The sequence below is a fragment of the Capnocytophaga sp. HP1101 genome (genome assembly GCF_054772415.1).
This window is the reverse complement of record NZ_BPUU01000004.1, coordinates 18,079-42,377: the sequence shown is the minus strand read 5'-3', so window position 1 is coordinate 42,377 and position 24,299 is coordinate 18,079. Positions and strand designations below refer to the sequence as shown.

Sequence of the window (24,299 nt, the reverse complement as noted above, 5' to 3'; positions counted from 1 at the left end):
AGAGCCCTTCTCCGAATCCCCGAAATATCCGACCAATCTAAAAAACTCTTCCCAGCTCCCCATTTGCTTCTTCGCCCGCCGTGCTAAGACTGCTCGTGCGGCTCGCACCTTTTACCTAAAAAGGGTGTCCTAAAAAATATTACTACTTTTTAAAACACCCATATTATAGTTATGAAAATTTCTCAGTTTAGAAGAACAAAGCTACTCCAACACCAACACCAAAAGTGCCTTGATTAGCTTTAAGTTTGTTTGCTTGTTTATTCTTTAAAGAAAAATGGTCATAACCTACATAACCTGTAAGAGCAGCTCCATCATTCACAAAGTAAGCAATACCTGCTTTACCTCCTACTACTAAACCGTTCCATTTATTAGCGTCACTTGTTGAGCCTTTTTTAGATTTGTGAGCATATCCTACTTTAGCTCCTACAAAAGGTGCCAATTTTCCTCCGATAGGAAAATAATAATGTGCAGTAGGAGCGATAGTAAAGGTGTTATCAGCACCATCTACATCTTTTGTTTTTTTACTTTCATAGCCTAGTCCTAAACCTACTGCTAAGTTATTAATCACAAAGTAATTTAAGTTTGGCGTAATTTTGAATGTAGAAACAGTTCCTTCACTTTGCTTTGTTCCATCAAGTCTAGTAACTGTTTTTTCAGACTCAAATGAAAGAGACAAATCGGAACCTACCATCCAGTTCCCTTTTTCTGTTTGTGCGTATGTAGCGCTCGCAAAAGCAACTGCTACGATTAATAAAAATTTTTTCATACAATTCTATATTTTTATTGTTATTAATAAGGCAAAGGTACTACTTATTTTTGAATGCGCAAGTTTTTTAAAAGAATTTTTCATTTTACCTCAGCCATTAAAATGCTTATTCCATACCTCCACTATCCTTTTTCTCTCTTAACCCCTAATACAAATCAAGAGTTATAAATAATCATATTTGATTTACTGTACATCGTCATCACATACCCTGCTGTCACAGACTTTGCATCACTACATTCCCCCTTTGGAGGGGGCTGGGGGAAGGTCTCTACTCATTTGCTAATTTCCAAATCTTCTAATTCTCTATTTTTACTTCGCCCGTGTGGCTCACACTCGCCTGTGCGGCTCGCACCTGCCTGTCGTGCTACGACCTCACACCTAAAAGAACAAGGCTACTCCTAAACCTACACCCAAAATACCTTCCTTAGTTTTACGATCCTTTTGTTCAGTATGTTTCAATGAAAAATGGTCATACTCGGCATACGCTGTAAGAGCAGCTCCTCGGTTCACAAAGTAAGCCACACCTGCTTTACCACCTACTACCAAACCATTCCAGTCACCAGTGCGCAACCCTATCGGGTTCTTTCTGGTAGTATAACCAACTCTTGCCCCCACAAAAGGTGCTAAACTTCCTCCGGTAGGGAAATAGTAATGCACATTAGGCGCAATTATAAAAGTGTTTGATTCTGTATCCCAACTGCTATTCGCTCTCTTATCTCTTGAGTGCTCATAGCCCACTCCTAAACCTACAGCTAAGTTATTAACCACAAAGTAATTAAAGTTAGGCGTGATTTTAAACGTAGTCACTGTCTGATCCATATATTGCACCCGGTCATCTTTCTCTACTACATTTTTAGACTGAAATGAAAGACCCAAATCGGCGCCTACCATCCAGTTCCCTTTTCCGGTTTGTGCGTAGGTAACAGTTGCAAAAACAACCGCTACTACTACTAATAAATGTTTTTTCATACTATTGAATTTTAATGTTTATAAAGCAAAAGTATAAAATAATTTCCAATTGACAAAAAGTTCTAATAAATTAATAGGCAAGCTCACAAAATTTTCTTATTGATTTTTGTTTAATTTCTGTAGCACAAGCTACACTTCTTTTGCTTAACTAATTTTGTGCGTCTAACCTGATGAAATAGCATTGCGTTTTTTTCTGTTAAAAACGGTTTTTTAACATATTTTCTTCAGAATTTTACAGCCTTTTTTTATGAATTGATATTCAGTTTTCTACCATCTTTCCTTCGCCTTAGCTTCGGTTTAGGTTCGCCTTAGGTTCGTCTTACCTTCGGTTAAAGTAGCTAAAAGGTAAAAGATAAAAAGTAAAGCTCTTCGCTGATTATTAAGTGTTTATAGTTTTTAAAAAGATTTAAGATACTCAGCTCTTAAAACTGAAGAAAAAGCAGTGATTTAACATATTTTGGCTGTTTTATTATACTTCATCAAAATTGATTTGCAAAATTGCGACTTCCTCTTTGCCAAAGTTTATTATAATCTCATTATATGCTTTGTGTATGATGACCGTCACACCTTCCCCCTTTGGAGATAGCCAGCGAGGGCTCACAGCTGGGTATGTGCACAACGAGAGCAGAGTATGTGAATAGGGGGAGGTTTTCGCCCCTTTTAAGGTTATCGGCAATTGCCCAGTAAATGAATCGGGGCTCCACTTACACTTTGCTTCTTCCGTACAATCCGTGTAATCTGTGCGAGACTTTAATAATATAACATCAATTAAGCTAAAGAAGTATAGCTAAAACCTATTTGTTTCAATCTCTACACCATTAGAAGTCTTAAATGCTCGTATGCCTACCTCAGTAAATTAATGGCAGAACGCTACCATCTCCAGTCCGTTGTCAAGACAAAAAGCGATGTTTTCTTTTAAGCCTGTAATATGCTCGTAGCTATAGCCTTTGTCTTCGTCATCCTCAGTGTCGCCATCAATGAGAGCTTCAATTTCATCAGGAGTTTTGTGCACTTTGCCCAGTAAGGAGGCAAGGGTTTTAAGGCGTTCCTCATTGAGCAGACTGATCATCGGGAAATCCTTTATTTTAGGTAAGCGGAAAGGGTGAAAATGGTCAGCGGGGAAGAGTTCGGTATCTATTTCTACCTCAATACCCCCATCGCTTAGAAGGGTTTGGTTGATAAGGTCGGTTTCATACCAAAATTTGATTTCCTGTGTATAGGGCAATTCCTCTCCCAGTGTTGCACAAATCCCGATAAAGGCATAGCCGTAGTGATAGCCTTCGAGAGTGTAAGGGTTGCCCATTACTATATCGGTAAGGGCTTGCGTAGTCTCGTGGTTTTCATCGTCTTCAGCGTAGTTTTGGAAAGTGTCATTAGCTTTTACTCTTTGCAAAAGCGCTTCGTCTTTAGAGCCAAAAACGGCTTTGATTTCAGGAGTTTTTACTCCGTAAGCAAACATATAGTATCCCATAAGAATTTATTTTTAAGAAAGGACAAAGATAGTATTTCTAATCTTAAAAACAACAAAGGCTGTCACAAATCTCACTTTATGACAGCCTTTGTTTTATTCAATAGACTTTGTCAAAGTCCTTAACGCCTACCGCGCTACGGCCTTTGTCAATTATCAATTGTTAATTGTAATACTGAGTTCTTTCAGTTGTGCCTCATCAATAGGGGAGGGGGCATCAATCATCACATCGCGACCGCTGTTGTTTTTAGGGAAGGCGATAAAGTCGCGGATGGTTTCTTGTCCGCCGAGTAGGGCAACGAGTCGGTCAAAGCCAAAGGCCAAACCACCGTGTGGAGGTGCACCGTACTTAAAGGCGTTCATCAAGAAACCGAATTGGGCTTCGGCTTGTTCTTTGGTAAAGCCTAAAAGCTCAAACATCTTGGCTTGTAACCCTTGGTCGAAAATACGGATAGAACCACCACCTACTTCATTGCCGTTGAGTACTAAGTCGTAAGCATTGGCGCGTACCGCCCCTGGGTTGCTGTTGAGTAGCGGAATGTCCTCTGGCTTAGGTGAGGTGAAGGGGTGGTGCATCGCAAAGAAGCGATTTTCCTCTTCACTCCACTCCAATAGAGGGAAATCAACTACCCAAAGTGGAGCGTACTCATCGGGTTTGCGCAAGCCAAGACGCTCAGCGAGCTCCATACGCAAGGCACTGAGTTGCGGACGCACTTTGTTAGCTTTGCCTGATAGAATGCAGATAAGGTCGCCTGCTTTGGCACCGGTGCGTTCTGCCCACGCTTTGAGGTCGTCCTCATTATAAAACTTATCTACTGACGATTTAAACGTGCCGTCTTCATTACATTTTACATATACCATACCAGAAGCACCTATTTGTGGGCGTTTTACCCATTCGATAAGCGCGTCAATTTCCTTGCGGGTGTAGCTATTGGCATCTGGTACGGCAATACCTACTACCAATTCAGCCTCGTTGAATACCTTGAAATCGCGGTGTTGTGCGAGGTCGTTCAGTTCGCCGAACTTCATTCCAAATCGGATATCGGGTTTGTCGTTACCGTAAGTTTTCATCGCCTCGGCATAGGTCATACGAGGGAAAGCCCCAAAATCTAAGCCTTTGAGTTCTTTCAAAAGGTGTTTAGCCAATCCTTCAAAGGTTTGGATGATATCCTCTTGCTCTACAAACGACATTTCACAGTCTATTTGTGTAAATTCCGGCTGACGGTCGGCACGGAGGTCTTCGTCGCGGAAGCATTTTACGATTTGGAAGTATTTGTCCAAACCGCCTACCATTAGTAGTTGTTTAAAGGTTTGCGGTGATTGCGGTAGTGCGTAAAACTCGCCTGGGTTCATACGGCTGGGTACCACAAAGTCGCGCGCCCCTTCAGGGGTTGATTTGATGAGTACGGGGGTTTCCACCTCAATAAAGCCTTGTTCGGAGAGGTAGTTGCGCACCATAATGCCCACTTTGTGGCGGAAGATAAGGTTCTCGCGAACGGGGGTACGGCGAATATCGAGATAGCGGTATTTCATACGGAGGTCTTCACCGCCGTCGGTATTGTCTTCAATGGTGAAAGGAGGAGTTTCGGAGTGGTTGAGGAGGGTAAGGTTAGTTACCAAAATCTCAATTTCGCCGGTAGGGATGTTCGTATTCATTGCTTCGCGTTGTATTACGAAGCCTTGAATTTGGATCACGTCCTCGCGAGAGAGCGTTTTAGCTTGTTCAAACACTGTTTTATCAGTGCGTTCTTCATCAAAGATGAGCTGGGTAATGCCATAGCGGTCGCGTATGTCTACCCAAATCATAAATCCCTTATTGCGGATGCGTTGTACCCAGCCGCTAAGGGTTACTTGTTCATTTACATTAGTGAGGCGTAGCTGCCCACAGGTATGAGTTCTGTACATTTGCTGTTAGTTTTTTTGAATTTTTAGTTAGTAGTTATTTTTTGAGAGACTCTATTAATTCTTCAATAGTAGCATACTTCTTTTTGTTCTTATCCTTAGCCATAGCTTCAGCTTCTCTCATTGCTTGGAGAGTAAGTTCATTAGGAATATGGTTCTCTTCTCGTGAATTTTGTTTTTTTGAATATGCCAATAGACACATAATATATTGTTTTTAAGAATTTTTATTTAAGCCTTTGTCAAAGTTGTAGACTTTGACAAAGTGTAGTGCTGCATCCATTTGCTAATTAATTCAGTAAGAACTCTTCTTCTTCATTGCTTTCAATACCTAAGGCTTCGTACACGTATTTGAAGGTGGAGAGCAATTTGGGTTTGCCGTCGATGAGGGCTACATCGTGTTCAAAGTGGGCGGAGGGTTTACCGTCGGCAGTGAGGATCGTCCAGCCGTCTTTGAGTTGGCGTATGCTCTTGGTGCCTAAGTTAATCATCGGTTCAATAGCAACTACCATACCGTCCTTGAACTTCTTGCCGTTGCCGCGCTTGCCGTAATTGGGCATTTCGGGGTCTTCGTGCATTTTGCGTCCTACGCCGTGCCCTACGAGTTCGCGTACTACCCCATAGCCGTGTGCCTCGCAGTGTTGTTGGATAGCGTGCCCCACATCGCCTACGCGGTTGCCCGCGCGAAACTGACGAATACCAATGTACAACGATTCTTTAGTTACGCGCAAGAGTTCTTTCACTTCGGGGGCTACTTCGCCTACTTCAAAAGTATAGGCGTGGTCGCCGTAATAGCCGTTCTTAAGCGCCCCACAGTCGATGGAAATAATGTCGCCTTCCTGTAGCGGGCGATCATTCGGGATACCGTGTACTACTTGCGCATTAGGACTCATACAGAGTGTATTAGGGAATCCGTACAAGCCTAAAAAGCCTGGAATAGCTCCCTGACTGCGGATGTACTCTTCGGCGAGTTTATCGAGATAAAGGGTAGTTACCCCTGGTTTTACTTCTTTAGCCATCAAGCCTAAAGTGCGCGATACTACCTGCGCTGCCTGATGTAATAGTTCTATTTCTTCTGATGTCCTGATATGTATCATTTTTAGTGGTCAGAGGTTAGTCATTAGTCGTTAGTCGTTAGAACAGTCCAAATTCTAACGACTAACGACTAAAAGCTAACAACTATTTCTTGAATTGTTTTAACAAATTAGTGGTGGAGCTGTCGTGAGCGGAAATTTCAGTAGCGGCAATATCTTTGAGGATTTTGCTTGCCAACTGTTTGCCGAGCTCTACGCCCCATTGGTCGTAGCTGTAGATGTTCCAAATCACGCCTTCTACAAATATTTTGTGTTCGTACATTGCAATCAGGCTACCGAGACTTTCGGGAGTGAGCTTGTCAATCAAGAAAGAGGTTGTAGGGCGGTTCCCTGTAAACACTTTGAAAGGCACTAAGGCTTCGTTCACCTTGTCACCCATTTCTTTGCGCACTTCGGCTTCGGTTTTACCTTTGAGGAGGGCTTCAGTTTGTGCAAAGAAGTTAGCCATTAGCTTGTTGTGGTGGTCGGTATTGCCGTGCAATGAGTGTTTAAAACCAATGAAATCAGTAGGTATCAATTTAGTACCTTGGTGAATGAGCTGGAAGAACGCGTGTTGAGAGTTCGTTCCTGGTTCACCCCAGATGATTACCCCTGTTTGGTAACTTACAGGGTTGCCATCACGATCGGTTTGTTTACCGTTACTTTCCATTATACCTTGTTGTAGGTAAGCTGCCAAGCGGTGCAAATACTGAGTATAAGGAATGATAGCTTGACTTTCGGCTCCATAGAAGTTGTTGTACCACACGCTGAGCAATGCCAATACTACTGGAATATTCTTCTCAAAAGGAGCAGTGCGGAAATGCTCGTCCATAGTGTGAGCCCCTTTGAGCAACTTATCAAAATTGTCATAACCTACTGATAGGGCGATGCTCAAGCCTACGGCACTCCACAATGAGAAGCGTCCGCCTACCCAGTCCCACATAGGGAATACGTTATCAGGGTCGATACCGAATTTGTCAATCTCTTGCAAGTTAGTAGACACCGCTACAAAGTGTTTAGCAATATCTTTTTCGCTACCCGATTTTAGGAACCATTCTTTTACAGTAAGCGCATTCGAAAGGGTCTCGAGTGTTGTGAAAGTTTTAGATACAATCACTATCAAGGTAGTTTCGGGGTTGAGGTGCTTGATAGTTTCGAGCACGTGGTCACCATCTACATTGCTGATGAAATGTACGTTGAGGTGATTCTTATAGAATTTAAGCGCCTCTGTTACCATTGCCGGACCTAGGTCAGAGCCACCGATACCGATATTCACCACATCGGTAAAGGCTTTACCGGTATAACCTTTGCGTTTACCACTGATGACCTCTTCGCTGAATTGTTTAATCTTGTGTTTTACAGCTGCTACTTCGGGCATTACGTTCTTGCCATCTACGTTTACTACGCTGTTTTCGGGCGCGCGAAGAGCAGTGTGCAATACGGCGCGTTTTTCGGTGTTGTTGATAAGGTCGCCACCGAAGTATTTGCCAATAGCGTCCTTTAAACCACATTCCTCGGCGAGTTGCACAAGGAGTTTAAGAGTTTCTTCGTCTATGCGGTTTTTAGAATAATCTACATAGAAGTCGTGCCATTTGATGGCGAATTTCTCCCCGCGAGCAGGGTCTTTCTCGAATAGAGAAAGCGTATGGCGGTCTTTTACTTCAGTAAAATGTTTTTGCAATGCTTTCCAAGCATTGGTTTGTGTTGGATTACTATTTTTTAACATTTTTATTTATATATGTTTAATGTTGTTATTCTTTTTATAGTTAATCACAAATTAGTCTGTAAATTTTGCACCTTTCACTTTGCCAAAGTTTGAAACTTTGGCAAAGTTAATTATCTTAATAATCAGTTGAATTCTTTATTTGTTTAATTATAATCTATGTAATAGCAACTAACATCTGTCTTTTCAGAGTGCAAAACTACAAGATAATGACGCCTCACCATTGTCTAATTTGATAATTGACAAATTATTTACTTAATAAAACTTATTTTCTCTTCTTATTCTTCATTTCCGATAGAACTTCCATTGATAAAAACTTCATAACTATCAAGTCTCGCTTTATCTATTTTGTAATTCTCTTCGTCATTCCTTAATAATGATAATACTATCAAACCCTAATGCATTCATCTTCTCAATAGTTAAAAGCTCTCCTTCTTTTACCTGAAAAACTTTTCTTAATAACCAATCTGAAAGAGCTTTATTAGGATTTGTCATTAATGCTTTTGAGTTGTTTCTATTAACAAAAACTCTTTCAAATTCATTTCATTTTCATATTTCAAATGGTATATAGAAAGAAGTTTATCAACCCAAGCTATAATCTCCTTTTTTGTTTTTAGTTTATCAAGAATTTTTATGTTTATATCTCCACTTTCTATATAAAATAGAAAATCATTTCTAAAATTATCGTGATAATTTTTCTGATCTACAAATAAGTAATTTAATAAAAAATCTTGCTTCTGTTTAAAAGTAATCATTATTCTTAAAGTTTAAATCTATATTGTACTTGTTCTTTTGCAGGCAATATTTCTTTTTGAAATTTTAAATTCTCAATAGGATTTTCAATAGTTATAAATTGTGGAATATCATTCATATTCATAACTAAAGTAACTATATAATAATTACTGTATTCTTCAGCTTTTCTAAACTCATTTTCTGTAAGCCTAAAATCTCCTATTCTTTCACGAATTCCTTTTACTTCTGCTAAAAAAGATTTTATATTTACATCTACTTGAAAATCATAACCATCACCATAAAGCCGAGCGTCTTCTAAAATTCCATTCTTAAAAAGCTCAATAGCTCGGTAATTTCTCATAAAATACAATTCAGCTTCTAAACCTGTTTCTTGCATTTTTCTAAATCTAGATTTTACAATAGGTCTTACATCCACTTTAATACCTGATACATTGTAATAGTCTTTTAGAAATAGTTTCACAACATTAGCATATCCTATTACATCTTCATCTCCAAACAAACTATCTATTAGCAATTTTCTATGAATATAAACATCTCCTTTTTGCCACCAGCCTTTTCTGCCATTATCAAAAAAAGGATCAAATAAATCCATTCTATTTTTAACAACACTACCTGTTTCTGCTACCCCTAAACTAACAAAATAATTATAGAAATTACTTTTAGAATGAAAACCAAATTGACGAACAAAGTTATTGTCAAATTTTGCTAATCCATACCCTAAAAGATTAAGTAATTCATAGTTTTTATGCTTTGCCATAATTCCAATACTTATAAAATAACCTTAGGACGATGCTTTCTTGCTATTTCTTCTATCTCAAAAAAGAGTGTTCCCCTAATGTCTTCAAAACCTTTTTGATATCCAGCTATAGAAAATGCTTGACAAGGAAATCCTGCGCAAAGTATATCAAATTCATTAGGAATATTATCTTTCGTTTCTTGTAAAGTAATATCGCCAAAAGGAACTTCTCCATAGTTTAGCTTATAGGTTTGCTGAGCGAACTTATCCCATTCTGACGAAAAGACACATTCACCCCCTATATTCTGCAAAGCATAGCGGAAGCCCCCTACCCCTGCAAATAAATCTATGAATTTAACGCTTTTTCCCATATCCAAAAACTCTTATTTTTCTCTCTAAAGTCCTAAATAACCCTTTCTCAAAGGCGTATCCTTGATTCTCTTTTAATTTTAAAAATTAATTAGTTCCTATTTTGGAAGTACAGCATCACTCGTTTACATCAAGTTCTCATTAAAAACAATTAAAATTGCTTTATATAATCGCCTATGTAACTCGTACTTACCCGTCGTGCTACGACCTTCTATTCTAATAAAAATTCGTACTTCTGCTCAATTAACCATTAATCACTAATCATTAACCATTGTTACGACACCGTTTGCTTTTGTACATTCGTTACCTCCTCTTCCATTTCAATAGGGGTCGCTTTTAGCGCATCAAGCTGTTCTTTTAGTGGCGCAATCTCCTTCAAATATTTAGCTTTAAGTCGCGCATCAATAGGCACCGATTCTGGTAATTTCTCTCTGAGTGGGTCTACTTGTCTTCCATTCTTCCAGAAACGATAGCACACGTGAGGACCTGTTGCTAAGCCGGTACTGCCCACAAGCCCAATCACCTGCCCTTGCGATACGTGTTGCCCTCTGCGCGCTAATATTTTCGACATATGCAAGTACTGAGTTGTATACATATTGTTGTGGCGCACCTTCACATAGTTACCGTTACCCGAACCATAGCCCGCCTCAATCACTGTCCCCGAAGCCGTTACCCGTATAGGCGTACCGGTAGGCGCTGCATAGTCAGTGCCAAAGTGTCCTTTCATACGGTGAAGTATAGGGTGAAAACGCATTCCAAACTTCGAGGTTATACGAAAGATATCCAAAGGCGATTTCAAAAACATACGCTTCATCATATTGCCCTTCTCGTCATAATAACCATTAGTACCTTTTATCGAATCGGTAGTGAAGTTAAAAGCGTAATAAGGCTTCCCTTGCCATTCAAAATAAGCCGCTTTCACTCTCTCAACCCCAGCAAAAATAGTGTCGTCTACATAACGTTCTTCATAAATAATCTTGAAGTTATCACCCTTTTGCAAACGGAAAAAGTCAATGGTGTAATCAAAAATCTGCCCCATTTGGTAAGTAGCATTCGCACTGATACCCGCCGCAAGCGCATCAACTGTAAGATTGCTGTTGATATTTCCTGCCAATGCCTTTTCCACAATCGTTACCTTGCGTTGCGCCTTATAAGCGTGAACCGAGTCGCCCAAACGCACCACTACGTAATCCGTAACGTTCGGCTGATAAATAAAGCTATGGGGTTTCGAGGGGTCTTTTTTATCGTACAAAAAAGCGTAAACCTTACCCGTACGTATGTTTTTAGGATTAAACTCCCCTTTGGTTTTTTGGGTGATATTATGAATATCCACCGCACCTATATTATTCTCTTCTAATAGTTTACCAAAGGTGTCTCCCTGCTTTATCGTATCTTTCACTATCGTGTAATCATTCAAGTTAAAACCAAATTCATACACAGGGGGTTTCGGCGCTTTAACAGTAGCCGAAGCTGTCGCCTTTCCAGCATTATCCGTATCATTACAAGCCGTAAATACCGAAAACTGAAGTGCAAAAATTGATAAGTAAAGAACTTTCTTCATCATAAGTTTTTTGTTTCTGTTTTTATATTTTATAGTTCACAAACACCAAGCCATTTACTGCCTAAGTGTATTAAAAAATTTTACAAAGGTGCAAATAAAAAATGAACTACGCAAATAAAAAAACTAAAAAAGCACTTTGTAATGCCTTTAATTTATTCATAATTAATATATTAAACTGTTCTCCTCAATCTGCACAAATCACTTCTATATCCCCTTTTTACCCCCCTTACCACTACCCTTCTCCCCACCTTCTTTTTAAAGCCCAGCACACCCCAAATACCCCCTCCCCTATTCAGCACATTTTTCTACCTCACAAGCAACATACGTAGCACATTTTTCCACCAAAACCCCATTTCGCAGAGGGGCAACTTCCAAAAAAGCACCTTCTATCGTCCAACATTCGTATAAGGTTCGTATAAGGTACCTATACCCACAGTATATTTTTCTTTTTGAAAATCCCTATCCTCACTCCCCCTAAAATTATTAGTATGAATCAAGAGTTAAAAAATAATTATCATTGATTAACAGCATATTGTCGCCTTTGCATCACATTTCCCCCTTTGAAGGAAGTCCGCGAGAGCGGAGTATGTGAAAGGGGGGATGTTTATAATCAAATAGTTAATTAAACCCTTGATTGGTATTTCTGGCATTATTGGCATTATCAGTATTATTGTTATCTTTGCCCCCATAAAACAAATTATTATGAAATATTTTTATACGTTAATCGTCCTACTAACAACCTCTTATGCTTTTGGTCAGAACATATTTTTGCTCAAAGAACTCTTTCTAAAAGGAAACGTAAAATCCGTGCGCGTGATTCCCTATGAAGTAAAAGAAAACAAAAAACAACACATTCATAAAACCCCCGTAAAGAAATTCTATTACGATGAAAATCTGTTTCTTTTAGTCAATGAACAAGGAAATGTTATCCAGCAAATTATGTTTGCCGACCGAAATGCGTTCAACCATAAAACAGAGGTAACTTACGACGATAAAAACCGTGAAACCAACCTCAAAGTATACGACGAAACCGATACCCTTTTGCGCGAGTACACCCTTACTTACGACGATAAAGAGAAAAAAATGCAAAAAACCGCCTACTTCCCCAAAACAGGGAAGCAATACTTAGTGCTCACAAGCGATACCAACAAACGAAGTTACCCCACCTATGCCACCTATTACAACACCGATAAAAGCGTTAAAAACTACTCCTCATATAAGTACGACAAAAGAGATAACCAATTAGAAGCCACCGTTTACAATCCCGATAAATCCATAAAATACACCAAGAAAACAAAGTATAACAAAAACGGATTTGTTACCCACCAAATAACCAAATCCAACGAGAAGAATAAAAGTCTTGAAACAGCGTATACCTATAAAAAAGAGCCCTTTCCTACTGAAATGCACTTAATCTTCGGAAAAACAACCAATAATAAAGCAAAGAAAGTCAGCTATACCTTTTCTTATCAATACGACGAAAAAGGCAATTGGATAGAGAAAAAATGCTTTCTCAAAGATAAATTAGTATACATCATCGAAAGAGACATCACATATTATTAATATGAATTAGCTTCATATTTTAATTATTAGTATTATTGGCATTTCTGGTATTATTGGTATTATTGGCATTATTAAATTTTATATCGTATGAGCTTATTCACTATTCTTATATTCCTTTTTTTCTTTTGGATTTTTAGACAACTCACCCAACAACTATCCACCGGAGAGCCTTTGCGCAATCCGTTTCAGCAAAACATTACCCCTGCTACGTTTGAGCTAAACCTGCTCTCACTCTGCTCTTTGGTAATCAAAGCTAACGGACGTGTTACTCAAGCCGAATTAGATTTCGTGCGCTTGCAGTTCGTACATCTTTATGGTAAGGAACGCGCCAATGCCGTGTTCCGCAGTTTCAACGAGCTGGTAAAAGGTCGAGAGATTGAAGCCCCCCGAGTAGCAATGTTCGTGCGGGCGCGTACTACCTACGAAACACGCTTGCAAATCCTCTATTTTCTCTTCGGTATCGCTCAAGCCGATGGCGTAGTAAGTGAAGACGAAGTGCGCCAAATAGAGCAAATAGCCTACTACTTCAATGTAGAAAAAAGTGATTTTATAAGCATCAAAGCAATGTTTGCTAGCACCTATGGCAGTAATAACTATGCTCAAACCCCTAATGAAAATGCTTATACCATATTAGGCATACGCCCCGAAGCTACCGATGCTGAAGTAAAACAAGCTTACAGAAATATGGCAAAAAAATATCACCCCGATAGAGTGATTACAGAAGATGAAGCCATAAAAAAAGGCGCTGAAGAAAAGTTCAAGCAAGTACAACAAGCCTATGAACAAATCGCACGCCAAAGAGGAATGAACTAACCAAATAGCTAACCCCTATAAACAAAAAAGTGGCAAGCTACCTACATCGCACCGCTACAACCGAATACCTTTGCTGTGTTCCCACCCTGGAGGATTTTTCAGGAGCTGGTCGTGTAGGACTTGCCGGCGACAAAAGTACAACTTTTTTATCACACTGCAAGTTTTTTTCAAAAAAAGTTGTATCTTTGTACCAAATTTATCATTGCTAACCCCATCTGCTAACTTAATTATAAACTGATAATTCATAACTCTAAACTTAAAAAAATGGCAACAAACAGAACCCTTACAATGATTAAACCTGATGCTGTAGAACACGGCTATATAGGGTCTATTCTATCCGATATCATTGTTGCAGGTTTTACTATCAAAGCAATGAAATTCACACAACTCACTCGCCGTGATGCCGAGCAGTTTTACGCCGTTCACAAAGGTAAACCTTTCTTTGAGAGTTTACTGAACTTTATGACACGTGGGCCTATTGTAGCAGCAATCCTCGAAAAAGACGATGCTGTAGCGAGCTTCCGTAAGCTTTTAGGAAGTACCAACCCCGAAGAAGCTGCCGAAGGTACACTGCGTAAGAAATATGCTACTTCATTAACAGAAAACGCCGTTCACGGCTCTGATAGTGATGAGAATGCCTCTATTGAAAGTCATTTTCATTTCTCAGAACGTGAGATATTTTAAAATAAATAATGATTTTTAACTGCAAAATAAGTGCAACTGAACTGACTCTTTTCACTTATTATCTTTTTAATTAATTATCTAAATAAAATGAGAATCTTAATCCTACTCTTAGCGCTCCTATCACTACAGTGTAGTAAATCACAAGATAGTGAGCCAACAAAGGACTCAAACTCTAACAAAATGCTAGCCCTTATTAACCAGCAACGACAAAAAGGTTGCAAGTGTGGAAGTAACTACTTTAAACCAGTACCACCTCTAAAGTGGAATAAAACACTGGAAAAAGTAGCCAAAGCTCATAGCGACGATATGCAACGCCACAATACAATGACTCACAACAGCAAAAACGGTGACGGTCCTGGTAAGAGGCTTACTAACGCAGGCTATAAATGGACTACGTGGGCTGAAAACGTAGCTATGGGACAAGAAACTGAAGAACAAGCAATGAAAAGCTGGCTCTCCAGTCCTGGACATTGTGAAAATATTATGAATGCACAAGTTACTGAAGTAGGTGTCGCTCGCAGTGGTAAGTATTGGACGCAACTCTTTGCTGCTCCTTACCCTTAATTTCTAATTCCTACTTCCTAAAAATGTACCTCGACGTTCATTCGCATACCCAGCACTCAACTGCCGATATTTTAGTAATTCGCAATCAATACCCACTTACTGCTGTTACTGATGAGCCTTTTTCAGTGGGTATTCACCCTTGGTATTTAGAGGATTGGGAAGCGCAATGGAACGTACTCATACCTATAGCCCAGCATTTTAACTGCTGGGCTATAGGTGAATGCGGGCTCGATAAGAATATCTCCTCTCCCCTACCCTTACAACAAGAAATCTTCTTAAAGCATATTCAGTTAGCTGAAACATTACAACTTCCTCTTATTATTCACTGTGTGAAAGCTTATGCTGAAGTTATTCACCTGCGAAAAATTACTAAAAGCAAACAACTTTGGATATTACACGGCTTTCGGAAAAACCTTAAAGTAGCTCAAGAGCTCATCGCTCACGGGATTGCACTTTCATTTGGCTCTCCCCTACTCTATTCTGCCCAATTACAAGAAGTTTTTAAGAAGATTCCAAGTGAATACAGGTTTTTTGAAAGTGATGACAGTGAGGTTTCAGTTATTAGTAATTTAACCAGTATGGCTATTCAGATAACTGAAAATTAAAATTTTCTACTTAAAAAATTTGCTCATTTACAAATTACTTCATACCTTTGCGCCCTGAAAATTGAAAGGGGGTGTATCACTTATGTTAATAATTCCTTTAAAAGACGGAGAAAGCATCGATAAAGCTTTAAAACGTTACAAACGCAAATTCGACCGTACAGGTGTGGTTCGTGAACTACGTGAAAGACAACATTTCACTAAACCTTCTGTGCGCAGAAGAACCGAAATCCAAAAAGCACAATACATTCAACACTTGAAAGATCAAGAAGAAGTATAGTTCATTGTGGAAATATTTATTTTTAAGTAGGAATAGATACTATCTGTTCCTACTTTTTTATTTCAATGTTGTTTATGCAAATCAAGGGCTAGATTAACTTATTGATTATGGGAATGTGTGACGGGAAAGCGACAATATATTGTTCATTATTTATTCTTAAATTGTGCATAACTTGAGGAAGAAAAAACACTAAAATATTTGGTTATTTATGTTTTGTATGTATACAAAAATGAAGATGAGAAAAGCAAATTTATTTGTTATAAAAATATTCACTACTTTTTGGCAGTTATGAACAATGTGCGTAAGTGAAAGTTCTCAACAAAAAGTTGTGCATAATATCAAAAATGGTTATCAACAGTTTTGCTTAAAATATTCATTTTAAAAAGTGTAAATCACTTTTTATTGTTGATAACTAATCATAACATTGTTGAAGTGAAAAAAGCAAGTTTTTGGGGCTAATTTTATCCCCCTTATGAACGCCTTCATAATAATAACCTTTCTTTTTTAGAAAAAAATCTTTTTCAATTTATAATTAGGTGATTGTTGATAAGTCAAAAATGATTACTTTTGCGTTTGGGAGTGGGGGATAGGTGTTAGATATTATAAGTATCAGAAGTTAGGAGTGAAGTTGTAATTTATGGGGAAAGTTTTCGGAGAAAATCGGAACTCTTAAAGGGGCTTTCAGAGCCTTGAAAGGGTGATGGATGGGTACACTTAGCTTATAGAAAGCTTATACGAATCTTGGACGATTGTTATACAAAGGGTATATAAGTAGTTGATTCATACTGTAATACAATAATACTAAAAATGCCAATAATGGGGTTTCGAGGCGAAAGAAAAGGGTCGTAGCACTACAGGCAGGTAGAAAATTAGAAAAATGAGAGAATTAGCGAATTTGAAAATTATTAGTAAAGCAATAGGTTATTTTTTAATTTTTGATTCATATTTAATATTTGACTACTAAAAAAATACAAACACTATGAAAAAAACAACTAAGAACAGTAAAACCCAGAAACAAGGTAAATCAGGGAAACCTAAAAAAAATAAGAGTTTAGCCAAACGCAACAAACACGAACTTATCAAAGCGATTTTCTCGGTACTTCACGAGCACCCCGAAGAGAGCTTTAACTACAAGCAAATCGCTGCCAAACTCCATATTACCGATGCACCGCGTCGCGATATGTTAGTAAAACAATTGGTACAACTCAAAGAGAAAAAACGCATTGTGGAAATCGACCGCGGGAAGTACCAAGCGATCCCTATGCAACATTATTATGTAGGCACCCTCGATGTGAGTTCGCGCGGCAATGGCTATGTGATGGTCGATGGTTTGGACAACGATATTTTTGTGGCACAGAACTTCTTGAACAAAGCCCTCCACGGCGATTTGGTAGAGGTGTACGTATTTCCGCGTTTTCGCAACCGTAATAAGATGGAAGGCGAAATCAGCAAAATTATCGAACGCAACAAAGTGCGTTTTGTGGGTACTGTACAGCTACACAAGAATTTTGCTTTTGTTGTCCCTACCGACCCGCGTATGTACACCGATTTCTTTGTGCTGAAAGACAATCTCAATGGCGCTCAGGACGGCGATCGCGTGATTGTGCGCATCGAAGATTGGAAGGATAAGAGCGATTCGCCTATGGGAGTCGTGGAGCAAATCCTCGGCAAACCTGGGGAACAGTCTACCGAAATGCACTCTATCTTAGCCGAATACGGTTTGCCGTACACTTATCCTGAAGAGGTGGAAACCTTTGCTAAGAACTTAGATTTATCGATTACTGAAGACGAAATTGCCCGCCGTCGCGATATGCGCGATACGCTCAATTTTACTATCGACCCGCGTGATGCAAAAGACTTTGACGATGCGCTGTCGTTCAAAGTATTAGAGAATGGTAATTACGAAATAGGGGTGCACATCGCCGATGTGTCGCACTATGTACAGGAAGGCACCATCCTCGATGAAGAGGCTTATAACCGCGCGACCTCAGTGTATTTGGTAGATAGGGTAGTGCCGATGTTGCCCGAAATATTGAGCAACTTTGCTTGTTCGTTGCGTCCCGATGAAGATAAGTACACTTTTTCAGCGGTCTTTGAGATGAACAAAAAAGCTGAAGTGGTGGACATCTGGATAGGACGCACAGTCACCCACTCGTCGTTTAGGTTTGCTTACGAAGAAGCACAATCGGTGATTGAGAACGCTGGAGTAGGGGAGGGGTACATTATTCCTGCGGATACTTCCATCACCGATGCCGACCGACAAGTGCCTGCCAATGTGGTAGAGGCTATCCTCACGCTCAACACTTTAGCCGAGAAACTCCGCGGCAAACGTATGCGCTTAGGTGCCATTACTTTTGATAAGGTAGAAGTGAAATTTGACCTCGATGAGAACGGCAACCCTACAGGCGTGTATTTCAAAGAAAGCAAGGAAGCTAATAAGCTGATTGAAGAGTTTATGCTCTTGGCTAACAGGAAAGTAGCCGAATATGTAGCCAAAATGAAAAAGACCTTCGTCTACCGCGTACACGATGAACCCGATGCCGAGAAATTGCAACAGTTTAATACTGTCATTGGTCGATTTGGCTACCATTTAGATTTGAAAAACCGCAAAGCCACTACCGATTCGCTCAACAATTTGCTCGAAGAAGTGAAAGGCAAGAAGGAACAGAACTTGGTGGATACTTTGGCGATACGCTCAATGGCTAAGGCGACTTACACCACTAAGAACATAGGACACTACGGTTTGGCGTTTGATTACTACACCCATTTCACTTCGCCTATCCGTCGTTATCCCGATGTGATGGTACACCGACTCTTACAGCAGTATTTGGACAACGCCCCCTCACAACCTGAAGCCGACTATGAAACCAAATGCAAACACTCCTCACAGATGGAGAGTTTAGCAGCTTCCGCCGAGCGTGATTCTATCAAATATATGCAGGTGAAATATATGGAAGCCCATAAGAACCAACAGTTTGCAGGGGTTATTTCGGGCGTAACCGAATGGGGTATTTATGTAGAAATCACCGTGAACAAATGCGAAGGTTTAGTACGTGCTCGCGACATCAAGGACGATTATTACACTTTCGACGACCAGCAATATGCCCTTGTAGGACAAGCTACTGGCAAGATGTATCAATTAGGTGATGAAGTAATGATACGCGTCAAGAACACCGATTTGATGAAGAAACAATTAGATTTTGAATTAGTAGATTGAGCCGTAGCACGGCAGGCAGTCGTAGCACGACAAGCAGTTAAAAATTGTTTTTGCGCCATACACTTTGTCAAAGTCCTTGGACTTTGACAAAGTTTTTTGTTTATTTAAAAAATATTATTACTTTTGTATTGTTAATTATCAATAGTATGCTTATGAAAGATGAAAAAATGGGTATTATGAAGAAGTATAGAATAAGCTAACTATTAGTATTATTTTTTAACTGAGCTATGGGTTATTGTCTTCATAAAAAAGAACGTGCAAAAGAAATAATTTATGAACTTAAAAAATAGTTATTATGCAAAGACTCATAAAAAATTCATTTCTAATGGTATGCTTAAGCATAGCCTTTATATCTTGCTCTAAGGAAAATAGCACTACCCAAACTATTGACAATGAGCAATTATCTTATGATAACTTTGCTTCAGTAGTTATGCAACCCTCTCACGATAAAGACTTAGTGCGTTGGGTTTCTTTTAAAGCAAATCCTTCTCAAAAAACTATTGAAGTGCTTTCTAACCAAGAGAATGAAGGAGATATGGCTATTGGGTTAGCCCCTCTTTTTTACAAACCTTCTGATACAAAATATACCGTTTTAGGTATGCGCTATGAAGAAGATTACGAAGCAAAATTTGCTACTAAAGCAGCTGCAGTAGAAAATATTGTAAATAATTTTGGAGCACAAGGTGCAACCTTGCACGTAGTCTATATTCCTGATACTAAAACTTTCTTTGTTTCAGATACTACAGAATATTTAGTAGTGCTCTAAACCCTAAACCCTAATACCTAAACCCTGAATTTCAACAGAGTAGGGGAGAAGTACCAAAAACTTCTCCCCTTATTTTTTGCAGTTCAGTAGTTTTTTACTACCTTTGTGCAATTAATTTTTAATTATAATTTTGCTGAAATAGATGTTTGCGGATGTATTGCTTGCCTTACCTTTGGGTTTGTTATTGGCTTTTACCATAGGGCCTGTATTCTTTGTATTGCTGGAAACAGCCATTACCAAAGGATTCAGGGCTGCCATTGCCTTTAACTCAGGGGTCGTATTAGCCGATGCTGTCTTTATTCTCATCGTTTATTTCACTACCAGTAGTCTGCTAAGGGAAATCAAGGACGACCCTAAGCTCTTCTTCGCTGGTGGACTCATAATGGTGACCTACGGACTCATTTCGTTCATCAAACTCAAGAAAGATTTCAAGAAAACGATGGACAACAAGGAGAATGCCCACCTACAAGTAGCCGAAAAAGTGAATTATCTCGCCCTCTTTATCAAAGGGTTTTTATTGAATTTCATCAATATAGGAGTGTTGGGATTTTGGTTAGGGATTATCATTGTGTTTGGCCCCAAGCTCGATATGAATGCCAGTAGGATATTGGTATTTTTTAGTTCTATCATCTTGGTCTATTTTGGTATAGACATCTTTAAAATCCTCATTGCCAAGAAACTCAAGAACCACCTTACCGCCTTTCACATCTACAAAATTAAGCGCACTATTAGCATCATTCTCCTCATCTTCGGACTTTTCTTGATACTCCAAGCGTTCTTTCCTCATATCTTAGATATTTTTTAGACCCCCGAACCCCCGAAGGGGGACAATCCGCAATAAAAAACTTTGTCAAAGCTCGTAGCATGAGAGGCTATAACTTTGACAAAGTCTATACTGTGGACTATGGTCTAACACCTGTGGCCTAATGCCTATGGCCTAACACCTAAGACCTACTTCCCTGATTTGTACTGGCTATTCAAGTATTCGGTAACTTCTTTAGTAATATCTTTTTTCTCAGTACCGTAGAGTACGCTACCACCGTCATTAGCGCCGAGGATAAAGGTATATCCTTTTTGTTTGCCATACTCTTTAATATTTTTCTTCACTTTACTGAGCAGTGAATCCATTTGTGTTTGACTTTCCATTTGCAAACGTTGTTCTTCTTGTTGTAAGTGTTGTTGCAGGATTTGGCTTTTCTGCATCAGTTCGTTGTATTTTTTCTGAGCTACATTTTGAGCCATAGTTTTAGATTGAGCGTCGAAAGCACGTGCTTCGGTTTGGAACGCCATTGAAATACTATCGCGTTTTTTCTCGTAGGTAGCGATTTCAGTTTTTAGTTTAGCCTCGATGTCTTGTTTTTCCTGATAATCGTTTAAAAGTTTAGAGTTATCAACAAATGCTACCTTGTCGGTACAAGCAGTAAGGGCGAGCAGTGCTACGCCTGTTAAGATGAGTTTTTTCATTTTTATAATGTTTAATTTGAATTACGTGGCAAAAGTAAGAAAGTTTTACGTGTAAAAGAAATATTTTTTAATTTTGTTACTTAAAAAAGTGAAATATAGATATGAAAATAGTTTTAACAGATGAAGAAATATCTCAATTTACTATTGATGAATTTTGGTCTAAAATAGAAGAAGGTTATAGGGAAATTGAACGAGGAGAATACCTCACACAAGAAGAATTAGATGAAGCAATAGCAAAAAATATGAAATTATAACTCCCTGATTATTTAATATCTACAGAAAATGTATAAAAAATATTTGTTAAAATATTTGCGTATATAATTAATTTGTAGTAATTATGCACTGTAATTTTAGTTTATAAAAAGCGTTAGCTTATATTTCTATACTAAGGAAATCTGGTAAATTTTCATTTGACTATAGAATAAATAGGCGAGAACGCTCACGCTGATATAGCGTGGGCTTTTCTTTTATTTATATAGTCATAGCTTACCAGAGGCTCCTTAGAATATGAATAAAGGTTAAAAGTCCTCGCTTTTTTTGTTTTTATAATCTTCATTTTTAGGACTTAGTGAGTTAAAAAATCAATGCCTATGTAGAATGATTAATTTATTAACTTCCAAATTACTTGTAATTTTAATTGATTACAAGTTGACCAAAAGAGGAATCCGAAAATCTGATAGAGTAGGAAAAACAAAAATAATTTTTAATCTAATGAAAAAGATTATATTTATATCTTTATTATCTATTACTTTATTTAGTTGTGGTTCGGTAACAAGAACTGTTTCTGGTTCTACTGAATCTAAATTACTTAAAACTGTTTCTATTGAGCAAAATTGTCCAGTTGGAGAACTTAAAGTTGTTGAGAGAGTTAAGGGATTTGGACAAGCTACTTATGCAATAGAAGGCTGTGGCAAAAGATTTGTTTACAAACAAATGGGTTCTGTTTTTATGGAATCTTCGAAGGCAGATAGTATGTTGCAAAAATAATTTTTGACCTTTAAAGAGTACTAATAGTTTTCTAATAAATTATTAGTACTTTTTATTAAATAATTAAATATAAAAATGAATAAAGAGCTTTTAAAATCAGTTGCTAATAAAATTTGTACTAAAACTCAAGAAATTGTTAAGAAAAATAATATTGTTTCTATTCCTGTAAGTGATTATTGTATTGAAATATCAAGGAATGAATTTACAGATAAAGAATGGAAATTTTTAGTAGAAAATAGAGATGAAAAAGAATTTAAATATTCCTATTATAGGATTGATATCAATGAATATGTTACTCATAATGTATATTCTGTATCAGAAAATTTTCTATCAACAAATCCTTTTCTTATTGCGAATCTTAGAAAAATGGGAAATTCTGATTAGTTTTATTGTTCCACGTGAAACACCTTAAATCCTATATATAGGATTTTTTTATTTAAAAACTATATATCTATAAATATATTTTATCAAAACTGACTTTATTACAGCTTGTTTTAAGTATTATTTTTTAAAAAGTAATAAAGTATAGGTTAATAGTTGAGAAGTCTTATAAAAACGTCTTATTTTAAGTTTTTACTATTTTTAGTTTCAGAAATATAAAAAAATAGACAATTTCTAACTCTTACCTCTTATTTCTTACCTAAAACATAAATCTGCGATGAGTATTCTCCTTTCCTCCAACCATAATAATTTGAACGGACTCCGTTGATGAAACCTTTAAGAAAATTTTTCTTTCCTGTTTTATATTGTTCGGAAAGCATACTCACATAGAAGGCATCAAAGAGCATAGGGTAAGTAGCGAGGAGCTTAAAACCTTCTTTAGCGAAGAGTTGCTCAATGCTGTCTTTTGAGAAATGCCAAAGATGACGGGGTACATCATAAGCAGCCCAATAAACCCCGTAGTGTTGAGCGTCCCACGAGCGGTAGTTGGGCACGGCTATAACAGCAAGTCCGTCTTCTTTAAGTAAGTTTCCGATGGTCTGTATTTCTTTCACTACATCGGGTACGTGTTCCAATACGTGCCACATAGTAATCACATCAAAAGAGTGGGGAAGAAGCTCACTAAAATCTTTTTGCAATAGTAGTCCTTTTTCTTTGGCTTTACTTCGTGCTTTCTCGCTGGGCTCTATTCCCATAGCTTCCCAATGTGCGTATTCTTTAGCTCTCAACACAAAGTCGCCAGTGCCCGCGCCTATGTCAAGCAGATGCACATTTCCTTGTTTGTATTGCTTAATGAGTTTGATTTTGTGTTTCAAGTTATAACTTTTTACCCATTGGTAGAGTTTATCGAATAGCGTTTTGTGGCTATCGGTATGCGAAATATAATCGGCACTCTCGTAGTATCTACCCAGGTCATTGGGTAGGGGAGTAGTGCGGTAAAGTTTTAATACTGAGTCATATACGAGGGTAAATTCCTCTTTTGATACACTGTAATCCTTTATAGTCATTAGTCGTTACTTATTAGTCGTTTATCATTAATTGTTAGTGTTTAGTCGCTTACTAACTGCTAACGACTAAGTTCTAACTGCTAAATACAATTGTTCATTATTAAATGTTCCACGTGGAACATTTTCTATTTTTATAATTCATCAATTCTCTATTTGCTTCTTACCTCTAATATAAGCGTAGAATTTACGCGTCTTTAAATAATCAAGAATAATCATTCTCGTAGGCTTCACGTTCGAAAATAATATTATGGTAGGCTTTCTTCTTATCTTTATATTTAATATACTTTAGCAAAAAATCTATAAGATACCATATGTAAAAGAATATCACTAAGAGTTCGCGTTGCTGGGCAAGGTGTATGCGTTCGTGATTGATAAAGTATGGGTCTTCTAATAATTGGGAATTATTTGCAAATACAAAAGGATAAAGAGTAATACCACTATAACCTTTAGGTACAAAATATTTGTTTACGATAAAACGTTTCATTTATTATTATTCAATACTTAGTGATAAACCATTAATTTGTGGCAAAGGTAAATAATAATTCACAGATAAACAAACACTCTTAATTATCCATTCTCAATCGTTCATTGATA

Annotated in this window: 24 protein-coding genes, 1 other RNA gene and 2 pseudogenes; 12 read left to right on the top strand and 15 right to left on the bottom strand. The window is 38.0% G+C overall.

Going from position 1 to position 24,299, the window contains the following annotated elements; genetic code table 11:
• Positions 1-187 precede the first annotated feature (187 nt).
• The 11 genes and pseudogenes from RCZ04_RS03700 to RCZ04_RS03650 all read right to left on the bottom strand — a co-directional run bounded on the left by RCZ04_RS03700 (position 188) and on the right by RCZ04_RS03650 (position 11,320).
• Positions 188-766: an outer membrane beta-barrel protein gene (locus RCZ04_RS03700; RefSeq protein ID WP_460484608.1), complete on the bottom strand. Its 579-nt coding sequence runs from the start codon at positions 764-766 to the stop codon at positions 188-190.
• A 378-nt stretch (positions 767-1,144) separates the two neighbouring features.
• Entirely contained in the window at positions 1,145-1,735 is a 591-nt protein-coding gene (locus tag RCZ04_RS03695) for an outer membrane beta-barrel protein (protein ID WP_460484607.1), read from the bottom strand.
• A gap of 856 nt (positions 1,736-2,591) precedes the next feature.
• On the bottom strand, positions 2,592-3,206 hold the full coding sequence (locus RCZ04_RS03690; RefSeq protein WP_460484606.1) for a DUF7691 family protein: 615 nt from the start codon (positions 3,204-3,206) through the stop codon (positions 2,592-2,594).
• Between the two features lie 153 nt (positions 3,207-3,359).
• The gene (aspS, locus tag RCZ04_RS03685; RefSeq protein ID WP_460484605.1) at positions 3,360-5,108 is read right to left on the bottom strand and encodes an aspartate--tRNA ligase family protein; all 1,749 of its coding nucleotides are present in this window, start codon (positions 5,106-5,108) and stop codon (positions 3,360-3,362) included.
• 34 nt (positions 5,109-5,142) lie between these two features.
• Positions 5,143-5,307, bottom strand: a complete 165-nt coding sequence (locus tag RCZ04_RS03680) for an antitoxin (RefSeq protein ID WP_460484604.1) — start codon at positions 5,305-5,307, stop codon at positions 5,143-5,145.
• 85 nt (positions 5,308-5,392) lie between these two features.
• Positions 5,393-6,199 carry a type I methionyl aminopeptidase gene (map, locus tag RCZ04_RS03675; protein ID WP_460484603.1) on the bottom strand — a complete coding sequence of 269 codons (807 nt, stop codon included), beginning with the start codon at positions 6,197-6,199 and terminating at the stop codon, positions 5,393-5,395.
• An 82-nt stretch (positions 6,200-6,281) separates the two neighbouring features.
• Positions 6,282-7,901, bottom strand: a complete 1,620-nt coding sequence (gene pgi, locus RCZ04_RS03670; protein WP_460484602.1) for a glucose-6-phosphate isomerase — start codon at positions 7,899-7,901, stop codon at positions 6,282-6,284.
• Between the two features lie 491 nt (positions 7,902-8,392).
• Positions 8,393-8,653, bottom strand: coding sequence for a hypothetical protein (locus RCZ04_RS03665; RefSeq protein WP_460484601.1), 261 nt, complete (start codon positions 8,651-8,653; stop codon positions 8,393-8,395).
• A 5-nt stretch (positions 8,654-8,658) separates the two neighbouring features.
• Positions 8,659-9,408 carry a protein NO VEIN domain-containing protein gene (locus RCZ04_RS03660; RefSeq protein ID WP_460484600.1) on the bottom strand — a complete coding sequence of 250 codons (750 nt, stop codon included), beginning with the start codon at positions 9,406-9,408 and terminating at the stop codon, positions 8,659-8,661.
• A gap of 17 nt (positions 9,409-9,425) precedes the next feature.
• A pseudogene (dcm, locus tag RCZ04_RS03655) lies at positions 9,426-9,758 on the bottom strand (DNA (cytosine-5-)-methyltransferase); the annotation flags it as partial.
• A 272-nt stretch (positions 9,759-10,030) separates the two neighbouring features.
• Positions 10,031-11,320 carry a peptidoglycan DD-metalloendopeptidase family protein gene (locus tag RCZ04_RS03650; RefSeq protein WP_460484599.1) on the bottom strand — a complete coding sequence of 430 codons (1,290 nt, stop codon included), beginning with the start codon at positions 11,318-11,320 and terminating at the stop codon, positions 10,031-10,033.
• Between the two features lie 699 nt (positions 11,321-12,019).
• On the opposite strand from RCZ04_RS03650, the gene RCZ04_RS03645 reads away from it, so the two are divergent.
• The gene (locus RCZ04_RS03645) at positions 12,020-12,880 is read left to right on the top strand and encodes a hypothetical protein (RefSeq protein WP_460484598.1); all 861 of its coding nucleotides are present in this window, start codon (positions 12,020-12,022) and stop codon (positions 12,878-12,880) included.
• Between the two features lie 87 nt (positions 12,881-12,967).
• Positions 12,968-13,693 (top strand): TerB family tellurite resistance protein, encoded by a 726-nt coding sequence (locus tag RCZ04_RS03640; protein ID WP_460484597.1) that lies wholly within the window; start codon positions 12,968-12,970, stop codon positions 13,691-13,693.
• Positions 13,694-13,720: 27 nt separating this feature from the next.
• On the opposite strand, the gene ffs is transcribed toward RCZ04_RS03640, so the two are convergent.
• Positions 13,721-13,819, bottom strand: an RNA gene (gene ffs, locus RCZ04_RS03635) — signal recognition particle sRNA small type.
• 138 nt (positions 13,820-13,957) lie between these two features.
• On the opposite strand from ffs, the gene RCZ04_RS03630 reads away from it, so the two are divergent.
• The 7 genes from RCZ04_RS03630 (at position 13,958) to RCZ04_RS03600 (ending at position 20,611) form a co-directional block, all read left to right on the top strand.
• Positions 13,958-14,377, top strand: coding sequence for a nucleoside-diphosphate kinase (locus tag RCZ04_RS03630; protein WP_460484596.1), 420 nt, complete (start codon positions 13,958-13,960; stop codon positions 14,375-14,377).
• An 87-nt stretch (positions 14,378-14,464) separates the two neighbouring features.
• The gene (locus RCZ04_RS03625; protein ID WP_460484595.1) at positions 14,465-14,941 is read left to right on the top strand and encodes a CAP domain-containing protein; all 477 of its coding nucleotides are present in this window, start codon (positions 14,465-14,467) and stop codon (positions 14,939-14,941) included.
• A gap of 23 nt (positions 14,942-14,964) precedes the next feature.
• Positions 14,965-15,546 (top strand): TatD family hydrolase, encoded by a 582-nt coding sequence (locus RCZ04_RS03620; protein WP_460484594.1) that lies wholly within the window; start codon positions 14,965-14,967, stop codon positions 15,544-15,546.
• Positions 15,547-15,628: 82 nt separating this feature from the next.
• Positions 15,629-15,823, top strand: a complete 195-nt coding sequence (gene rpsU / locus RCZ04_RS03615; protein ID WP_009413086.1) for a 30S ribosomal protein S21 — start codon at positions 15,629-15,631, stop codon at positions 15,821-15,823.
• A gap of 979 nt (positions 15,824-16,802) precedes the next feature.
• Positions 16,803-19,040: a ribonuclease R family protein gene (gene rnr / locus RCZ04_RS03610; RefSeq protein WP_460484593.1), complete on the top strand. Its 2,238-nt coding sequence runs from the start codon at positions 16,803-16,805 to the stop codon at positions 19,038-19,040.
• Between the two features lie 295 nt (positions 19,041-19,335).
• A complete protein-coding gene (locus RCZ04_RS03605) occupies positions 19,336-19,806 on the top strand; it encodes a hypothetical protein (protein WP_460484592.1) in 471 nt (156 codons plus the stop codon).
• Positions 19,807-19,948: 142 nt separating this feature from the next.
• Positions 19,949-20,611, top strand: coding sequence for a LysE family translocator (locus RCZ04_RS03600; protein WP_460484591.1), 663 nt, complete (start codon positions 19,949-19,951; stop codon positions 20,609-20,611).
• 146 nt (positions 20,612-20,757) lie between these two features.
• Here the strand turns inward: RCZ04_RS03600 and RCZ04_RS03595 are convergent, their stop codons facing one another.
• On the bottom strand, positions 20,758-21,270 hold the full coding sequence (locus tag RCZ04_RS03595) for an OmpH/Skp family outer membrane protein (protein ID WP_460484590.1): 513 nt from the start codon (positions 21,268-21,270) through the stop codon (positions 20,758-20,760).
• Positions 21,271-21,371: 101 nt separating this feature from the next.
• On the opposite strand from RCZ04_RS03595, the gene RCZ04_RS03590 reads away from it, so the two are divergent.
• From RCZ04_RS03590 to RCZ04_RS03580, 3 genes are all read left to right on the top strand, one after another.
• Positions 21,372-21,524 carry a hypothetical protein gene (locus tag RCZ04_RS03590; RefSeq protein WP_460484589.1) on the top strand — a complete coding sequence of 51 codons (153 nt, stop codon included), beginning with the start codon at positions 21,372-21,374 and terminating at the stop codon, positions 21,522-21,524.
• A 457-nt stretch (positions 21,525-21,981) separates the two neighbouring features.
• Complete coding sequence (locus RCZ04_RS03585) at positions 21,982-22,257, top strand: hypothetical protein (RefSeq protein WP_460484588.1); 276 nt, start codon at positions 21,982-21,984, stop codon at positions 22,255-22,257.
• A 75-nt stretch (positions 22,258-22,332) separates the two neighbouring features.
• Complete coding sequence (locus RCZ04_RS03580) at positions 22,333-22,641, top strand: hypothetical protein (protein WP_460484587.1); 309 nt, start codon at positions 22,333-22,335, stop codon at positions 22,639-22,641.
• A gap of 245 nt (positions 22,642-22,886) precedes the next feature.
• On the opposite strand, the gene RCZ04_RS03575 is transcribed toward RCZ04_RS03580, so the two are convergent.
• Both RCZ04_RS03575 and RCZ04_RS03570 read right to left on the bottom strand, forming a co-directional pair.
• Complete coding sequence (locus tag RCZ04_RS03575) at positions 22,887-23,705, bottom strand: class I SAM-dependent methyltransferase (protein WP_460484586.1); 819 nt, start codon at positions 23,703-23,705, stop codon at positions 22,887-22,889.
• 141 nt (positions 23,706-23,846) lie between these two features.
• Positions 23,847-24,189, bottom strand: a pseudogene (locus RCZ04_RS03570) (hypothetical protein).
• Between the last annotated feature and the right edge of the window lie 110 nt (positions 24,190-24,299).

What these genes read in the sequence shown, in the direction of transcription:
- rnr (WP_460484593.1), top strand. Translation starts at nt 16,803, where the DNA reads ATGAAAAAAACAACTAAGAACAGTAAAACCCAGAAACAAGGTAAATCA.
- RCZ04_RS03695 (WP_460484607.1), bottom strand. Translation starts at nt 1,735, where the DNA reads ATGAAAAAACATTTATTAGTAGTAGTAGCGGTTGTTTTTGCAACTGTT.
- RCZ04_RS03690 (WP_460484606.1), bottom strand. Translation starts at nt 3,206, where the DNA reads ATGGGATACTATATGTTTGCTTACGGAGTAAAAACTCCTGAAATCAAA.
- RCZ04_RS03630 (WP_460484596.1), top strand. Translation starts at nt 13,958, where the DNA reads ATGGCAACAAACAGAACCCTTACAATGATTAAACCTGATGCTGTAGAA.
- RCZ04_RS03645 (WP_460484598.1), top strand. Translation starts at nt 12,020, where the DNA reads ATGAAATATTTTTATACGTTAATCGTCCTACTAACAACCTCTTATGCT.
- RCZ04_RS03595 (WP_460484590.1), bottom strand. Translation starts at nt 21,270, where the DNA reads ATGAAAAAACTCATCTTAACAGGCGTAGCACTGCTCGCCCTTACTGCT.
- RCZ04_RS03620 (WP_460484594.1), top strand. Translation starts at nt 14,965, where the DNA reads ATGTACCTCGACGTTCATTCGCATACCCAGCACTCAACTGCCGATATT.
- rpsU (WP_009413086.1), top strand. Translation starts at nt 15,629, where the DNA reads ATGTTAATAATTCCTTTAAAAGACGGAGAAAGCATCGATAAAGCTTTA.
- RCZ04_RS03580 (WP_460484587.1), top strand. Translation starts at nt 22,333, where the DNA reads ATGAATAAAGAGCTTTTAAAATCAGTTGCTAATAAAATTTGTACTAAA.
- RCZ04_RS03665 (WP_460484601.1), bottom strand. Translation starts at nt 8,653, where the DNA reads ATGATTACTTTTAAACAGAAGCAAGATTTTTTATTAAATTACTTATTT.
- pgi (WP_460484602.1), bottom strand. Translation starts at nt 7,901, where the DNA reads ATGTTAAAAAATAGTAATCCAACACAAACCAATGCTTGGAAAGCATTG.
- RCZ04_RS03600 (WP_460484591.1), top strand. Translation starts at nt 19,949, where the DNA reads ATGTTTGCGGATGTATTGCTTGCCTTACCTTTGGGTTTGTTATTGGCT.
- RCZ04_RS03680 (WP_460484604.1), bottom strand. Translation starts at nt 5,307, where the DNA reads ATGTGTCTATTGGCATATTCAAAAAAACAAAATTCACGAGAAGAGAAC.
- RCZ04_RS03650 (WP_460484599.1), bottom strand. Translation starts at nt 11,320, where the DNA reads ATGATGAAGAAAGTTCTTTACTTATCAATTTTTGCACTTCAGTTTTCG.
- RCZ04_RS03605 (WP_460484592.1), top strand. Translation starts at nt 19,336, where the DNA reads ATGCAAAGACTCATAAAAAATTCATTTCTAATGGTATGCTTAAGCATA.
- RCZ04_RS03575 (WP_460484586.1), bottom strand. Translation starts at nt 23,705, where the DNA reads ATGACTATAAAGGATTACAGTGTATCAAAAGAGGAATTTACCCTCGTA.
- RCZ04_RS03640 (WP_460484597.1), top strand. Translation starts at nt 12,968, where the DNA reads ATGAGCTTATTCACTATTCTTATATTCCTTTTTTTCTTTTGGATTTTT.
- RCZ04_RS03590 (WP_460484589.1), top strand. Translation starts at nt 21,372, where the DNA reads ATGAAAATAGTTTTAACAGATGAAGAAATATCTCAATTTACTATTGAT.
- RCZ04_RS03700 (WP_460484608.1), bottom strand. Translation starts at nt 766, where the DNA reads ATGAAAAAATTTTTATTAATCGTAGCAGTTGCTTTTGCGAGCGCTACA.
- map (WP_460484603.1), bottom strand. Translation starts at nt 6,199, where the DNA reads ATGATACATATCAGGACATCAGAAGAAATAGAACTATTACATCAGGCA.
- RCZ04_RS03625 (WP_460484595.1), top strand. Translation starts at nt 14,465, where the DNA reads ATGAGAATCTTAATCCTACTCTTAGCGCTCCTATCACTACAGTGTAGT.
- RCZ04_RS03660 (WP_460484600.1), bottom strand. Translation starts at nt 9,408, where the DNA reads ATGGCAAAGCATAAAAACTATGAATTACTTAATCTTTTAGGGTATGGA.
- RCZ04_RS03585 (WP_460484588.1), top strand. Translation starts at nt 21,982, where the DNA reads ATGAAAAAGATTATATTTATATCTTTATTATCTATTACTTTATTTAGT.
- aspS (WP_460484605.1), bottom strand. Translation starts at nt 5,108, where the DNA reads ATGTACAGAACTCATACCTGTGGGCAGCTACGCCTCACTAATGTAAAT.